Consider the following 16,590-nt stretch of genomic DNA (forward strand, 5'->3'; position numbering starts at 1 on the left):
AGAATTGAATACTCTGCGCAGTTCCCCCTTCATCATATATGTGATTCCGATACCGCTGTACTGGCTTCCTGCTATACGCTCATCAACAGTAGCAAAACTGAATGGCAGGATCGCGTCACTTGTTTGAAGATTTCGACCTATTACAGATTTTTGACCGGGGCACTTCTCCGGAGGCCCGTCGCGCTGTCCGTTTCGCCGCAGGGATTTCCTGCGCGCTTGGCGCGAAAAGCTTCGTATCCGGGACAGAGCAAGCCCCGGATTTGGCCGGGCTGTCCGACATTGTCGATGAACGGGTAGAAGTGTCGCCAGCCGCCTGGGCAGGCGACACTTCTGCGGAAAGGCATCGCATCATCTTGCGCGCAACTGTGCCCGGACAAGACAAGCTAATCAGTCCCGACATCAGCAGCGTGACTGTAGAACTCGAGCCATGGCAGACCGAGGATACGTTGTTTGCGGCGTCCGGACTCGCACGCTTGCTCGGAGATTTTGAGCGTGAGCCGCTCGTTCCTGCCGCGAATTACGCCGCCCACACCATCGGCTATGCCATTTTCACGGCACTGACTGCCGTCGCTGGCGCGCGCTTGCGTTTCGGGCGGACCGAACAGGCTTGGCTACAGGGCGAAGCCTCGCTTACTTGGATAAACTGGAAGGCCGCCATTGCCGCGACGCTCGGTGAAGACCTGGCGCGCCAGGGCGCTGACGCAGAATGGCCAGTTGTCCCCTGTAAGGATGGCTATCTCGCCTTTGTATACAACGAACGGGACTGGGACAGAGTGGTCGAGATGATCAATGATCCTGAACTCGAAGACGACCGGTTCAGGAGCTTCAAGGGCCGCGCCGAACACCGCAGGGCCTACATGGCCCCTATCAAAAAGTGGTGTGCTGGCCGGACCAAAGCCGATCTCGCGAAGACATTGGTCAAACGGGAGATTCCCGGTGCGCCGGTATTGACTATCAGCGATCTGCTGAACGATCCGCTGCTGGTCCATCGCGCCGCTATCGTAACCACACCGTCCGGCTATACAGCACCAGCCTTACCCCACAGGATCGAGAAGGAAGCCAGGGGTGGGGCTCCCAAAGTAGATGTAGACGGCCCGTTGCCGCTTAGCGGAATGACCGTACTCGATCTCGGGATAATCACCGCCGGTGCGGGTGTGTCCGCGCTGCTCGCCGACATGGGCGCAAACGTCATCAAGATCGAATCGGATACCTATCCAGATCCCTTCCGCGCATGGGCTGGCGCGACGGATGGCGACTCCCCCCTGTTCAAAAGCAATAACCGCAACAAGAAAGGCATTGCACTCGACCTAAAAACCGAGGAAGGCCTGAACACATTCCTGAAGCTTGCGATGACGGCAGATATCGTCGTCGAGAATTTTCGCCGTGGTGTCCTCGACCGACTTGGCTTGACTTTCGACAGGCTGGTGGAGGCCAATCCGACCATCCTGCTCGCATCCATTTCCGGACAGGGGCTGTCTGGTCCAAACTCGCAGCACACGACCTTCGGCTCCACATTGGAGGCGACGTCCGGGTTTGCATCGCTGACCTGCTATGACGACGGCATTCCTGTCATATCGGGCCGAAACCTGAACTATCCGGACCAGACAGTTTGCCTGTACGGTGCAGCAATCATCGCCGCGCAGGCCATCGACTGCCGCCGTCTCGGCATTGCTCGGCATCTGGACATTTCTCAGAGAGACTGCGCGATTTATCAGATCGGTGACATGTTCGCTTCTACCGCAACCGGAACGTCTGCCCGCGACGCCGCGGCATGGTCAGGGGATCGCGCCATGCTGCGCTGCGCTGATGGGGAGTATGTTGCGGTAAGTAACGATGAGTCGGCCCGTCTCAACGCGTTCGCGCACGCGGACGGGCTTACGGAATGGGCCTCCGGAATGGCGGCTGCTGACTGCGCTCGGACTCTTCTCAACGTCGGCATTGGCGCCGCGGTGGCACGATCCGGCAAGGAACTGCCCAGTGCCCCCGCCGCTGCGGCAGCGGGTAGCTTTTCACACAGCCCCGACGGAGCTCTCGTCAAGGGGTTTCCTTTCCAGCTGATCCAGTCGCCCATGCGCATTAACAGAAATGCTCCAGCTCTGGGCGAACACACAGAATCTGTCATCCATTCCCATGTGGAGAATTCCCATGCTGATTGACTTTACTTTTGGCGGGCGCCTGAAAGTTCCGCTGATCGTGTCCCCTATGTTCCTTGTCTCAAACCCGCCCTTGGCTCTCGCCTGTTGTTCGCGGGGCGTGATGGGCAGTTTTCCTGCGCACTCGACGCGAACGCGTGAGGTTTTCTCCGACTGGCTACAGGATATGGAGCGCGGCCTCGCGGAGATGGATTCCCCAGCCCCGTATGCTGTGAATCTTGTCGTCCACCCGACGAATGAGCGGTACCCGGGCGACCTTGATTTATGCATTCAGCACAAGGTTCCGGTCGTCCTCACATCCAAAGGCGCACCGGATGATGTGTTCAACCGCATCCATGATTATGGTGGCGTCGCCTTTCACGACATCGCATCCGCCCGGCATGCGGAGAAGGCAGCAGCAGCGGGCGCGGATGCCCTTATCGCCGTTTGCGCAGGCGCCGGGGGACACACCGGAACGATCAATCCCTTTGCCCTCCTAAACGAGGTCCGTCAGGTGACGGACAAACCGGTTATCCTGGCTGGCGGGATGAGTACCGGGCAGGACATCCTGGCGGCGCAGGCCATGGGCGCTTCGGCCTGTTACTTCGGGACTCGCTTCATCGCGACCCGGGAATGCCTTTCGGACGACGTCACGCAGCAGATGATGATCGCGGCAACCGCGAAGGATATCTTCTTCTCTGCCGCGTTGGACGGCGCCCCCGCCAACTGGCTGCGCCCTAGCCTGATCAACGAGGGGCTGAACCCGGACGAGATCGCAGCCTATGCACCCGGCAAGCGGGTCATGAACCAGGCGGCCAAGGCGCGCTATTCTAAGATCAAATCGGCTGGCCATGGCGTCGGCATGATCCAGTCTGTGGAATCTGCCGCCAATCTCTGCGACCGGATCATCGACGAGTATGTTCGAGCCCGCATGTCTTTTGGGGAAAGTCTCAAGGACTCCCCCGTTTCAGAAATGGGCTGACACTTCTGGCGACGATCACACCTGTGATACATGCCAAGCAAACACGTGCCCCACTCCGAAAATGTGCTTGGCTTGCAGCCGCGCGCCGGCGCGGAGGAGGAAAGTCAGCCGATGTTTCAGATCACAAAGCTCATTCCCGTACTATGTGTCTTGCTTCTTATTTCGGCTTGTGGCGCGAAGGATGCACCCGAGAATGCTCATAATACGACTCCGGAGCATATCCATAAGGCAACGTTGTCTGTCGACGATGCGCGCCTGCGGGCCGCAGACGAAACGCCAGGCGACTGGCTGAGCTACGGTCGGAATTACAACGAAGACCGGTATTCGCCGCTGGATCAGATCGGGCCGAAGAATGTCGACCAGCTAGGTCTGGCATGGACACTCCAGCTGGACTCAACGCGTGGCATTCAGGCGACACCGCTTGTCGTCGACGGCATCATGTACTTCACCGGCCCGTGGTCTGTCGTTCACGCTGTCGATGCGCGGACCGGCGCCCAGCTGTGGATGTTTGATCCGCAGGTTCCTCGGGCAAAGGCCATGGACATGTGCTGCGGCGTCGTGAACCGGGGCGTCGCGCTGTACAAAGGAGCTGTATTCGTCGGCACTTTGGACGGGCGCCTGATTTCCATCGATGCTGCGACCGGCGATCAGAACTGGTCGGTCATGACGGTTCCGGAGGGTGGCAACTACTCCATAACCGGCGCGCCCCGGATTGCGAACGGCAAGGTGCTGATCGGCAATGGCGGGGCCGAATATGCGAACGTGCGCGGCTTCGTCACGGCCTATGACGCCATGACAGGGGAGCGGGCGTGGCGGTTTTATACCGTACCCGGAGACCCGTCCGAACCCTTCGAGCAGCCTGAACTCCAACAGGCCGCTGAAACCTGGAATGGCGAATGGTGGAAGCACGGTCCAGGCGGCACGGCCTGGGATGCCATTGTCTACGATCCGGAGTTTGACCAGGTCATCATCGGTGTCGGAAACGGATCGAGCTGGGACCGGGAGATCCGCAGCCCAGGTGGCGGCGACAATCTCTTCCTGTCGAGCATCGTCGCTGTGGATGCCGAGACCGGTGCCTACAAATGGCACTACCAGACCACGCCGGGTGACACGTGGGACTATACGGCGACACAGCCCATCATACTTGCCGACATGGAAATCGACAGCGCCCCCAGAAAAGTGCTGATGCAGGCCCCGAAAAACGGATTCTTCTATGTCCTTGATCGCACCAACGGCGCACTCATTTCTGCTGCGCCCTACACCTACATGAACTGGGCATCGGGTATCGATGCGGCCGGCCGGCCGATTGAGACTTCTGGCGCACGATACCAGGATGGCAGGACGCATTGGATCACGCCAAGCTCCCATGGCGGGCACAACTGGTTTCCGATGTCCTACAATCATGAAACCGGACTGGTTTATATTCCCGGTGTCATACAGGCGTCGCCCTATGGCACGAATGGCGATGCGCCAAATTATACGAATGGCGTGCTGCGTGGAAACGAGTTCGTTGTCTCCGTCCCGTTCAGGGCGTGGAACGAACAGGTAATTGACCCCAACGCCCCGCCGCCCGGTGTCAGCAGTGGCGAACTTATCGCCTACGATCCGGTCAGGCAGGAGCGTGTCTGGTCCATCCCGCAGCCGAGCCGCTACAATGGCGGCCTGCTGTCCACGACGACAGGCTTACTGATGCAGGGGGACGCAGAAGGCTTTTTCAGGATACGGGATGTGAACACCGGAGACTTGTTATGGGAGTTCGATGTCAATTCCGGCGTCATCTCCGCGCCCGTCACCTATCTCGTGGATGGTGAGCAATACATCACCATCATCGCCGAATGGGGCGGCGGACAGGGACAAACGTTCCGGCTTACCGACGCCCTGTATCCCGGGGCCGTGTACACGTTCAAACTGGGCGGCACCGCAGAGCCATTGCCAAAACGCCCTTCAGACCGCAGGGAACTGACCACGCTTACAACTGACGCCAGCCCGTATGAGATCGGATGGGGCTACACGAACTATTTTCAGAACTGTGTCGGCTGCCACAGCTTTCCTGGTGGTAACGGCGGCGCTATTCCGAACCTTGCCCGGTCCGACAATTCCATTTTCGACAATTACCAGTCCATCATCCGCGAAGGCGCGTTCGCCGAGCGCGGCATGCCGCTCCACGCCCATCTGAGCAAAAGGGATGTGGAAGATATCCGGAAATATGTCCTGTTCGTTGCGCAATCCCTACAGAAGGGGGAGTCCTCTTCCAAAATCAACAAGACGCTCGCAGAGTACCAGAAACTGGCCTGGAAGGAAGGGCCGCCGGAAGTGGTCGAGGCGAAGGTGCCGACAGAGCCGGCTTCACCGGGAGGCCCGACGACCGGAGACCCTGCCGCCGGGAAACGTGCGGCTGCGATCTGCGCCTCCTGTCACACATTTGCGCAGGGCGGCGCGAACCTTGCCGGTCCGAATCTGTGGGGCGTCGCCGGCAGGGATATCGCATCCGCTGAAGGCGTCACCTATTCGGACGCACTCTCCGGAATCGCCGGCACCTGGACCCCGGAAGCGCTCGACGCATTCCTGGCCGATCCGCAGGCATTCGCGCCCGGCAGCGCCATGATGATCGCTCTGCCCCGGAACCAGCAACGCGCAGATGTCGTCGCATATCTTCAGACCCTGACGTCTGAATGACCCATCCTGAAAGCCCGGACCAGACCGCCATGACCGCCACCTCTCTCATCCGCAACCGTTACTCCGTTCGCGCATTCAGTTCAGCCCCCGTGCCGGAAGATACTATCCGGGAGGTTGTGGACATTGCGCGTCTTGCACCATCCAACTCCAATACCCAGCCTTGGCATCTGGCGATTGTCATGGGAGAGGCCCGCGAAAGGTTGGAGGGTCGCGTTTTCGAATTCATGCGCAATGGCGGAAAGCCGCACCCTACCTTCCCACCGGGTGGCGCCGGCCTGACCGGCCCTTACAAGGACAGGCAGTATGACTGCGCCTTTCGGTATTACGACACGATGGGTATCGCCCGCAGCGATATGGAGGGTCGACAGAGACTGCTGGAACGCAACTGGAAATTCTTTGGTGCGCCACACGCGGCTTTCCTGTCCATGCCGAAATCCATGCATCGCGCGAATGCCATCGACCTAGGCATTTTCCTCCAATCCCTGATGCTGCTATTCTCCGAGCGGGGCATCGCGACCTGTCCACAAGGGGCGCTCGCGGCTTTTCCGGATCTGGTGCGGGAAGTTGTGACGATACCCGAGGACAACGCGATCATGTGCGGGCTATCGTTCGGCTACGAAGCTGAAGGCGAGCAAATCAATACCGTGCGGATGCCGAGGGAGCCGCTGGGGAAAATTCTGAGCTTTGCAACGTGAATCTGATCCATGAGGATGGCCACCATCACCATCAGGACTGAGACTTAGGTGTTACGCCCCAAGTGGGCATGATGCCGCCGCCATTCATCTTTGTAATCATATACGTGATTTGAGCCCACCGCACCTTCCTTCATCCAAATTCCTTGCTGATGAGTACACCCAGCGACAAACTAAAAGTCGCACTTTGGGAGGAATAGAAAATGCGCCTATCTCGTTTCGTATGTGCCACCGCTATTGCGCAGTTGTTATGCTACAGCGCCCACGCGCAGAGCGCGTCTCAAACTGAAGATACATCGAATACAGAACGCCTCATGGAGACTGTCACCGTTTCGGCACAGAAGAAAGCCGAGGCAGAGAATGTCCAGGACATTCCGATCGCCATAACGGCCTTCGGAAGCGATCAGCTCGACGCACTGCAGTTCCGCGACCTGGCCGATATCGGCAGCCGTGTACCGAATGCAGTCATCGATGAAATAGGCTCGTTCAAGGGCGTGGCCGCCTTTTCTATAAGAGGACAGGCTTCACTCAGTTCCATTCCCAGTATCGATCCGACGGTCGGCGCATTCATCGACGGTGTTTATTACGGCATCAATGCTGGCATCATGTTCGACAACTTTGACCTTGAAAGCGTGGAAGTCCTACGCGGCCCGCAGGGTATCCTGTTCGGCCGGAATGTTGTGGGCGGTGCAGTTCTGGTAAACACGACGCGGCCAACCGACGAGTTGAAAGTCGACCTGCGCGCCTCCGTCGATTCAGGTTTCCGCGGCACCGGCAACAATTACACCTATAGCGGCGTTATCAGCGGACCGCTCACTGATAGACTGAACGGCAAGATCGCGGTCTATCACAATCATGACGAAGGCTGGTTCAAGAACAAGTTCGACAACGAGAAATACGGTGACAGCGAGACTACAATTATCCGGGCCGCGCTTGAGTGGCAAAGCACCGAGGACCTGAATTGGCTGTTGCGTCTTGAGCACGGCGAGCAGGAAAGCGAAGGCACAGCCCCTCAGTCACACAGGAACGGCTCTGGTGTTCCCGGTCTGGACTTTGATCGCGACACGCACGACTTGTCGATCAACAATCGGGGCTGGCAGGAAGCCGAATGGAACCAAGCTTTTCTGGAGACCACACTTGATGTCGGCTTTGGCGATGGCGTGGTCACCAACATCTTCGGCTATCGTGATTATGATAACAATCAGTGCATCGATCTCGATGCCACGCCAAACACGGCCTTTGACACGAACTGTATCTCTGACCCGCCCGGCTCACCACCGGCCCCGGTGCCCGACGGCGGGCAGACGCAGGAGCAGATTTCAAACGAACTTCGCTATGCAGGCCGCTTCTTCAATACGCTAGACCTTACGACCGGGCTCTATTATTTCGATCAGGACATCACCTACAGCGAAAACCGGAGCCTGTTTAACGGTGTAGTGCACCAGGCCGGTGGCGGGGTCCAGTCTCACCAGGTCTTCGGTATCTTCCTGAATGGCGACTATGACCTGTCTGAAAAGCTGACCCTGTCTGCTGGCTTGCGTTACACCAAGGAAGACAAGGATATAAAGATCGCCTCACTTGGTGCACCAAAGCCCGGCACGAGTCCGGCGGGCTACTGCCGGCCGGGCCTTGGCGAATGCCCCTTCGATTTCGAGGACGCCGATTCCTGGTCAAACGTCGATTACAAGCTGGGCCTTCAGTATGACATTGCGGAGAATGTCCGCATCTATGGTAGCTGGGCGACGGGCTTTCGCTCGGGCGGCTACAATATGCGCAACAGTGACCCGGCCGACCTGACCGGACCGGTGGATGAGGAATCCGTCGACAATTTCGAAATCGGGTTGAAGTCTGAACCGACGAACCGGACGCGCTTGAACTTAGCGGCTTTCCTGACAAAGACTAAAGACCTGCAAAGGGTCGTCATCACGTCAGGACCACTTGGTTCGGTTCAGACTGGACGCAACACGGCCGACTCCGAGAATTCCGGTTTCGAAATCGACGGCCAGTTCCTCGTCACAGACAATCTGATCCTGATGGGCAACCTCGGTTACCTTGATGCTGAGTTCACGGAGGTTCTGTATGATCTCTCAGGTGATGGCGTTGTGGACGAGCAGGACCTCGCACTGGACCTGCCGCGCACGGCTAAGCTGACCTATTCCGCGTCCATTATCTACGATTTAAGCCTAGGCCAGTATGGCGACCTGTCCTCACGGCTAAGCTACAGCTTCCGTGACCGGCAGGCTGCGAGTGACGATAATCTCGCCTATCTGAACAGCCAGAGCATCCTGGACCTGAACATTGGCTGGCGACCACTGGATTCAAACTGGAACTTGTCATTGTACGGCAAGAATTTGCTGAACGATGTGGTGTTTAACAGCGACACGCAGCTTCCGGCGTCTATGGGAAGTACCGCCGCAAATATGAAAAAGGGACGTATAATTGGACTGGAAGCGCGCTACCGCTTCTAATCCCGGAAAGTCCGCCCCCTTCAGGGGGCGGACTTTCTTTCCGTATTCTTACTGAAATTGGTCTTCGCTTGTAATACATATCCTGGCAACTAAGCGGTAGCGTGCGATGGCTCGCGCACCCGGATTCGATCTAAACTACCCCCAGAGCCAGCCCACGACCACGGAGACCGCACAGCGCGATTGGCTACATAGTCCCGAAGGCGCTTATGAAACGCGATATGGCCGATCAGCCAGATTGCGCCTGAAACCCGGAAAATCCTCCAACCGGGTGGCCCAGACATGGGGACCAGGTCAATCGAAGTCGTCTATCTGGGAGTTCCAGACGTTCTATCAGGTACAGTGGTCTGCTGAAACGCATGCAAATCCAGACATAAGGGGGCAGCGTTATCACTACAGGTTCGTTCCATCCTCACCACAAACAGCGTTATGACTGCACTCACGCCAAGCAAGGCAAATGCGCTGGAGAAACCAGCTGATGCGGCGATCGTCAGAGCAAGTGACGATGTGAGCATCTCTCCAAAGTCTCGAGAACTCTGAACGATCGTCATATCGGTCCCGGCCTGATTTGCAGTTCCGGCAAAGCAAGAGGCAATCGTCATTGCGGCAACGGACATTCCGCCCGTGCCCACAGAGCCGAGCATGACCGCAAGCCCGGCCAACCAGACCGTCGACGAGGAAACGCCCAGCGTCATGGACAACCAGAGCAGACTTCCAATGAGAGAACACAAAACCGAAATCGTCAGCGCCGTACGCACTCCGGTGAGCCGGATCATCAAGGCCGCCCCGCCGCACCCAAGCACGACCGTGACACCTCCGCCCGCAAGACCGATTTTACCGATCTGCTCGACCGCCCAATCCTGATCCACAAGGAACACCTTTCCCAGTGTGAAACCACCCACTGCGGTGACCGCGGTAAGAAAGGCGATCGCCGCGACATTCAAGGCCCCGGGACGCCTCACGAAACCGGCGAGACTCGCTTTCGTCTCAGCCCGCGCAACAGAATGCGCCGCCTGCCGTTCTCTCCAGAACAGAGCGAATAGAAAACCGAAAAGAACGATCGCCGTCATGACGGAAACTGCCGTCGAGGCACTGAAATAACCCGCGACAATCAATGCCGCCGGGCCGCCAAGGAAAAACCCGACCAACGTCCCGGCAACCTGCACCGCGTTGGCAAGTGGCAGCATTTTACTGGAAAAGTACTCAGCAACCATACCATCCGTCGCCGTATCCTGTGTCGCCGCGGCGAAGGATGTCACCACAAACAAGATGACGACAAGCGAAGATGTCCGTTCGGAAACACCGATGACAGCAATCGCGCTCAAAGCGACAAAGATCATTGCCTGCATCGGCAAAATCCAGCTTCGCCGCTTGCCCAGGCGAGGCGACCAGAGATTGTCGAGGAATGGCGCCCAGAGGAATTTCAGCACCCAGGGCAGACCGATCAAAGGCAGCCAGGCAAGACTCGAAAGCGATGCACCTTCACTTCTTAAAATCGTTGGCAGGAAGTCCATGGCGAGCCCGAAGGGTGCCCCCTGGCTGACATAGAGCGCGCCGATCATCATCAGTGCCCTCACTGATCGCCAGCTTGCGCCTTCGTATTTTCCGGATGTTTGTGTCAACATTCCTACGCCCTCTGCTTTAAGGATCTTTTTTTGACAGCCGGTGTCTTTGACCGACGACGCCTGTTCACAACCCACAGCCAGGGCCCGGTCACGATCAAAATGATCGGTACGGCCCCCATAATGACGTAAACGGCATAGACAGCCGGGCTGTCCCATACGCCCGTATGGAGCGATTTCATCGCAATCATGACGCGCATGAACACGGGCACGTCCCGCGCAGGGAGGGCTTCACCTGAATGCGCGTCGAACAGAAAAGTCGCGGATTTTTCCCAGGGCGGTGCAAACCGATTGAGCATCATCACGGCCACCGGACGAGCCCCCCGCCCCGGTATGACCGCCTGGATTTCGCGATCGGGATAAGCGGCGCCGACACTCGAAAGGATGGTCGAAAGACTTGCGGACGGCAGGTCATCAACCGGCGGACTGGCGGAGCCGGGCGCGGCAGCAGCCATCTGAGGTCTCCCTCGCGCGGGTTTGATGTCTGCGAACCCCTTATATGCCAGCAGGGCCGTTCCGGTGACGGTCCACAAAAGCAGGAACACGGCGCCGACGAGCCCAAGCCAGGTATGTAAGGAACGCACACCATTCCATAGCGGCCCCTTACGCAGATGCCGCCATATTCCGGGAACGATGAGAACTCCGGTCATGCTGAGGAACATCAGCGCAATCGCAGAGATGAGGATCAGAACCTCACCGGTCAGCCCCAGGAAGAGACTATTGTGCAGCTTAAGCAGCCAATCCTTTGGAGACTGTCCGGCGACCGTTTCCGACAGAAGCCTCCCTGTTTCCGGATCGATTTGAACCGCCAGTCCGGCATTCTCCCCGCCTTTGCCACGCAAGCTGACTTGCCAAGCCCGGTTAGGGGAGCCGGACGCCAGGATCATACCGGCCTGATGGTCCGGATAGGTCTGCGAAATCGTGGGAAGCGCCTTGTCCAGTCCGGCATATTCAGCTTGTTGTTCCGTATCGGTATGGATCTCGATACGGCCAGACAGGTTGAAGCTGTGGCCGACCAACAGGCCGAAGCCGCTTGCACACAAGACCGCGACGACCACAATTGTCGCCAATCCTGCCCACCTATGGGCACTCCTCAACATGCGTCGCATCCGATCAGGCCGTCTGATCGTCTTGATAGGGCCGCATGTGCGTTCCACTTGCGGGGGTGACAAAGAGAAGTTCGGCAGGCTCTTTCAGGATCAGGCGGTGCCACACATTCTTCCCGACGATACAGAATACGCCAGCTGTCATCTGGTAAGGTGACGCCCCACCGGCCTCGTCCGCGAAGAGTTCAACAGCGCCAGACAGAAGGAACAACAGCTCCTCGCCTGTCGAATGCATCTCCCACATGTCGGAATGGAGGTCATCATTGGTCAGGGCTTTCACCGTTCCGATGATCCGGTCGGCTTGAGACGACTGGATGTTCCCCCACTCGCTCTTTCGACGCGACAGGAAAGTCGCCAGACCGCTTTCGGACAGATGCACGACCGTCTCGGACGCATTTACAATACGGATTCCAGACATGATCAGTACCTCGCCCGCAACGTGACGAGGACGCTGCGCGGCTCGCCATACCAATTGTTCCATTCAACACCGCCCAAGCGCGTGAAGTAGGTTTTGTCGAAGAGATTGTTGACGTTCAGGGAGAGGTCGATTTTCGGCGTAATTTTGTAGCCAAGCCGGACATTCGCCACAGCGTACCCGCCCTGTTCGATTCGCATGCCATTGCTGATGACATGAGACGAGCTCTGGGCATTCACGCCAGCGCCAATCGACAAACGTTCATCCAGATAGCGAGGATGATAGTGCGCCCACAGCTTTAACATGTGATGAGGGGTGAAGCGCGAAAAGGGCTGGCCCTCATTTGTACTTGGACCACCTGTTGCAGTGCGATCACGTACATATTCCGTATCAACCCAAGTATATCCCGCCTGCAGCCGCAGTTCCGGGGTTACGTCACCATTCACCTCGAAGTCCACGCCTTGCGTACGCACCTTTCCCTCGGCGATATAGACGCACTGAGTTCCTGGCAGACACGGAACGCTCGGGTCAGTTTGCGCCCGGTTTTCCTGAAGGATACGGAAGGCCGAGAGTGCACCGTCCAACCGACCGTCAAACCAGGCTCCTTTCAACCCCACTTCGAAATTGTCACCGGTCATGGGGTCAATGACATCGCCATTTGCACCGCGATAGTTCTGGGGTGTGAAGATCGACGTATAGCTGCCGTAAAGGGATAGTTTACTGGTCAGGTCCCAGACAACGCCGCCATAAGGTGTGAACTGATTATCGACCTCGTACTGGCCGGCGGGAACAAGAGGGCCGTCCACACTCGCCCGCCGTTCCGTGTCGGTCTCCCACCAGCTGAGGCGACCACCTGCGATAATCGTCAGGGGGTCTAGAACATGAAGCCGCACCACACCATAACCGCCATATTGCGTGGTCGTCGTTGATTGTTCGCCGCTATAGGTTCGTCCGGTTGGCGCCGGAATCTTGTGTGGGTCCCAATCAAATATATTGGCCGTCATCAGCAAGCCTTGCAGAGCGTACGATGTCTGCGAGGTTTCGCCATCCCAATAGTTCGCACCGAACAGAAGTTCGTGCCGGCGGCCGAACGCCTCAACGCTGCCCGTTACATAGGCGTCAACATCGGTTTCCTTGTTGTCGAAGCCATACGCCCCGGCCAGAATGAACGCTCCACTGCCTGTCGCGCGATCTATTCCGCCATAGAGGTTCGCGTAACGCATCTGACTGTCACCATCGATATGGCTCACCGCTATCTTGCCCTGCCAGTCGCCCTCGAACTCATGTCTGAGTTCCAGGAAGGCCTGCGTATTTTCCCATTTCCGGAAAGACCAATCCGTTCCAGGATTAAAGGAGCGCGAAACGTCGAGGGCGCTGCCGTCTGAGTAGCGTGGCAATCCGCCAATCAGGGATCCATCATCATCCAGATCCTGCCATTTCACAGTCGCGGCGATCACAGTGGACGGGGTAATGTTCCATTCCGACGTCCCGTAGAGGAGCGATTTTTTCCGGTGTGTGACATCGTAGAAATAATCCCGATCCTCAAACACAGCGACACTGCGCGCACGAACATTGCCTGAGGGCGTCAGCCCGCCGCCAACGTCCAGCTCTCCGCGCCAATTGTTCCAGCTTCCTCCGCTCAATGCAGCGGACGCGTCGAAATCTTCACCCGCACGCTTGCGAACCAGATTGATTGTTCCTGAGGGATTGCCCGTGCCCTGCAACAGACCAGATGCACCGCGTAGCAATTCGACCCGCTCATAGATGGCCATATCCTCGGTGTTGACCGCTTCGTTCCATCCGGACGTCGGGATGCCGTCAAAACTCAGCGTATCGATCGAAAAACCGCGGGAATAATATGCCGTGCGCAGGCGCGTGCCCGGCTGAACAGTTACGCCTGGCGCACTTTGCATCACATCATCCAATGTCACGAGCCGCTGCTGGTCGAGGCGGTCCCGATCGATAATTGAGAGCGTCTGTGGAATGTCTTTGAGTGCAAGCGGTATCTTGAGCCCAATGCCAGCCCCTTCGACGGAGGCGGCGCGCACGACGACTTCGTCTAGAATCATTTCGGTGTCACCGCCTGGCTCTTCACCAGGCTCGGCAAAAGCCGTTCCGGAGAGAAAAACAACCAGTAAAACAGCCAGGCAGTAACCATGACTGCGGCGCGGTATTTCAAGTGAAGTACAGATTTGGCGCACGGGCCCCTCCTTTGCGAATAATTATCAATCGCAAAGGAGGTATAAAAAATAGCGACGCCTGTCGTTCCGATGACCGGATTCAGATTTCATATTCCGGAGCAATTCCTGCGCCGTACTTAGTTGTCACTTTTTCGGGCGATCGTGCTGGGGCTTACGCCGTAAGCACGTTGGAATGCTGAAGAAAAATGCGGCAGCGTATACCCGATCATTTCAGCCGTCCGCGTCACGTCCGACGCGCCTGACGCCAACAGGCGCCAGGCCTCCCGCATGCGATAGTCGCGGACATATTCGCCGACACTTTTCCCATATAGGCACCGAAAGCCATGTGTCAGCTTACGGACATTCAATCCTGTAAAACGTGCAAGTTCGGCCAGAGAAGGTGGAGAGGCACACCGCTCGCGCAGAAATGCTGCGGCCTCCTGCAGACGCCGGATTTCTCGTGGCGACAACATGGCCGGCGCGTGGGCGCCATCCCCGAAATGCTCCATTGCCATTGCCGTAATTTCAAGCGCCTTCGCGCCGAGAAAGACACTACGAGCGCTCCCGCCAAAGGGGCACGTCATGATTTGCGCCGCAAGGACATTCATATCCGCTGATATCCGGGCTCGGCGCATCGATACGCCATCTAGATCAGCACACTCCTGTACCAGACCACTGCCTGAGACCGTAAGAGCCTCTCCCAGCCCCTCCTCATCAATATTGATGGTCAAATAGCGAATGTGGGACGCCGCGTGAAAACGATGATCGAGCCTCCATGGCCGGCGACCATGGAATAGGTAGAAGTATGAACCGAAGGCCGTTGACGCACTCCCCTCTTGAACAGCCAAGTCGAACTCGCCGTCAAAGAGAATAGCGAGCTTTAACCCCGCACGACGTTGCTCGCTCGAAAACTCTTCCTTCTCAAAGCTGACGTTTCCGCCGTTCAACTCCAAATACGAAATCGGATCCTCACGCCAACTACCCTGGTGTGCTTCGGTAAAGCGCTTGGCATCATCCATCTCAACACAAACCGTCGTTCGGGCGGCGCGCGGCTTTTCCCGGTATCACTAATTCAACAAGGTCTGCCCTGCGCTTAACGTTCGCTGCCACCCCCAAATGAGCCACAGTGAAAGTCAGAACAGTCAGAACTACACTTTACATACCCAACCACCCTATTTGAGAATGCAAATCAATGTCAATGCTGGCATCCTTAGAAGGAGCATTCGTGACCAAGGATTCAAGAACTTCTCCCTCAGGCACTGTCAATGTAACTCCAACCAGTCTCCACTTTTGCCGGACAAGCAGGTCTCAGGCTGTGAGAAGCTACCAGCATTCGAGAAGAGCGGCGTCACGTAGCGATTTGAACCTGGTCCTGCTCTCGATATTCCTTTGATGACTGCCTCAATCGCTCAGATCGGCGTTTGCGGATATTATGTGCGAAATGAGTACCGAAACGGTCCACCCAGAGACGGACCGTTTCGTGGCAAGTATTAATCCCGCGTTCGTGAAGCAGATCTTCGACGTTACGCAGCGAGGCCGGAAGTCGAACGTACATCATTACCGCAAGCTGGATGATCTCGCGTGACGTCTTGAAATAGCGAAAGGAAGATTCGCTCATATTCTGAGCTTAAACCTCAGAACCGCCTGCCTTAAGGTCGTTTGCTCTGACAATGCCCACCCGCAAGAGACCAAACGAAAAGCTTGCCGACAGGGTCTTCAGTGACAGGAAGATCATGCTGTTCTCTTTTAAGGGGGGCAGGTCAGTTCAGATCTGACTTGCATTTTATATCGTCGGGTCCGCATCACTCAGAACCGGTACATCATGCTTACCGACACATTACGTCCTTCGCCTGGCATGATGTACTTGGTGAAATGCAGATGACTGGCCGCGAAGTAGGCTTCATCGAACAGATTGCGGATATTGAGCTGCAGTTCGAGTGGATGCCCCGCTGCAGTGAAGGCATACGCTTGGACGAGGTCCACCGTGGCATAGGCCGGCAGGACCGTTGTATTGGGCTGGTCAGCGTATCTATCACCCTGAGCGTAGATATTGAGACCTGAACGCCAATGCGCGTCCCACTGCATCTGCGCGTAGACGTTTCCAGAATTGTAGGGAACATTTGGTATCTGACGGAAAGGATACAGACTGCCTTCAAGCGACTCTGCATCCGTGTAGGCATAGGCCATCCCGACCGCGAGACGGTCAGACACATCTGCCGAAAGGCTTGCCTCCACGCCCTGGGATCGCGAGCTACCGTTGACGCGGAACGTCCGGGCGACGTCCGGGTCGGCGCGATCACCCGGTCTGGAATCTTCGCCA

Annotated in this window: 11 protein-coding genes and 1 pseudogene; 5 read left to right on the plus strand and 7 right to left on the minus strand. The window is 57.3% G+C overall.

Annotated features, from left to right (window positions below; all coding sequences use genetic code 11):
* Nucleotides 1-101: 101 nt before the first annotated feature.
* The 5 genes from HY29_RS01330 (at nucleotide 102) to HY29_RS01350 (ending at nucleotide 8,950) form a co-directional block, all read left to right on the plus strand.
* Nucleotides 102-2,156: a CoA transferase gene (locus tag HY29_RS01330; RefSeq protein ID WP_081811172.1), complete on the plus strand. Its 2,055-nt coding sequence runs from the start codon at nucleotides 102-104 to the stop codon at nucleotides 2,154-2,156.
* The gene (locus HY29_RS01335; protein WP_034790240.1) at nucleotides 2,146-3,114 is read left to right on the plus strand and encodes an NAD(P)H-dependent flavin oxidoreductase; all 969 of its coding nucleotides are present in this window, start codon (nucleotides 2,146-2,148) and stop codon (nucleotides 3,112-3,114) included. The genes HY29_RS01330 and HY29_RS01335 overlap by 11 nt, the downstream gene beginning before the upstream one ends.
* 111 nt (nucleotides 3,115-3,225) lie before the next feature.
* The gene (locus tag HY29_RS01340) at nucleotides 3,226-5,790 is read left to right on the plus strand and encodes a PQQ-dependent dehydrogenase, methanol/ethanol family (RefSeq protein WP_162176657.1); all 2,565 of its coding nucleotides are present in this window, start codon (nucleotides 3,226-3,228) and stop codon (nucleotides 5,788-5,790) included.
* Nucleotides 5,787-6,485 carry a nitroreductase gene (locus HY29_RS01345; protein ID WP_051601008.1) on the plus strand — a complete coding sequence of 233 codons (699 nt, stop codon included), beginning with the start codon at nucleotides 5,787-5,789 and terminating at the stop codon, nucleotides 6,483-6,485. The genes HY29_RS01340 and HY29_RS01345 overlap by 4 nt, the downstream gene beginning before the upstream one ends.
* Before the next feature lie 311 nt (nucleotides 6,486-6,796).
* A complete protein-coding gene (locus HY29_RS01350; RefSeq protein WP_051601009.1) occupies nucleotides 6,797-8,950 on the plus strand; it encodes a TonB-dependent receptor in 2,154 nt (717 codons plus the stop codon).
* A 305-nt stretch (nucleotides 8,951-9,255) separates the two neighbouring features.
* Here HY29_RS01350 and HY29_RS01355 read toward each other — a convergent pair whose 3' ends face one another.
* The 7 genes and pseudogenes from HY29_RS01355 to HY29_RS01380 form a co-directional block, all read right to left on the minus strand.
* Nucleotides 9,256-10,512, minus strand: a complete 1,257-nt coding sequence (locus tag HY29_RS01355) for an MFS transporter (RefSeq protein ID WP_162176658.1) — start codon at nucleotides 10,510-10,512, stop codon at nucleotides 9,256-9,258.
* Nucleotides 10,513-10,574: 62 nt separating this feature from the next.
* Nucleotides 10,575-11,678 carry a PepSY domain-containing protein gene (locus HY29_RS01360; RefSeq protein WP_081811174.1) on the minus strand — a complete coding sequence of 368 codons (1,104 nt, stop codon included), beginning with the start codon at nucleotides 11,676-11,678 and terminating at the stop codon, nucleotides 10,575-10,577.
* 4 nt (nucleotides 11,679-11,682) lie between these two features.
* Entirely contained in the window at nucleotides 11,683-12,093 is a 411-nt protein-coding gene (locus HY29_RS18185; protein ID WP_051601011.1) for a cupin domain-containing protein, read from the minus strand.
* Nucleotides 12,094-12,095: 2 nt separating this feature from the next.
* Nucleotides 12,096-14,291: a TonB-dependent siderophore receptor gene (locus tag HY29_RS01370; RefSeq protein WP_155838163.1), complete on the minus strand. Its 2,196-nt coding sequence runs from the start codon at nucleotides 14,289-14,291 to the stop codon at nucleotides 12,096-12,098.
* 116 nt (nucleotides 14,292-14,407) lie between these two features.
* Nucleotides 14,408-15,289 carry a helix-turn-helix transcriptional regulator gene (locus HY29_RS18190; protein ID WP_051601013.1) on the minus strand — a complete coding sequence of 294 codons (882 nt, stop codon included), beginning with the start codon at nucleotides 15,287-15,289 and terminating at the stop codon, nucleotides 14,408-14,410.
* 344 nt (nucleotides 15,290-15,633) lie between these two features.
* Nucleotides 15,634-15,888 (minus strand): annotated as a pseudogene (locus tag HY29_RS19855) (IS6 family transposase); the annotation flags it as partial.
* Between the two features lie 188 nt (nucleotides 15,889-16,076).
* Nucleotides 16,077-16,590 (minus strand): TonB-dependent receptor domain-containing protein (locus HY29_RS01380; RefSeq protein WP_034790249.1); only part of this gene is annotated, 514 nt, incomplete at its 5' end.

Source organism: Hyphomonas beringensis, assembly GCF_000682755.1.
Lineage (GTDB): Bacteria > Pseudomonadota > Alphaproteobacteria > Caulobacterales > Hyphomonadaceae > Hyphomonas > Hyphomonas beringensis.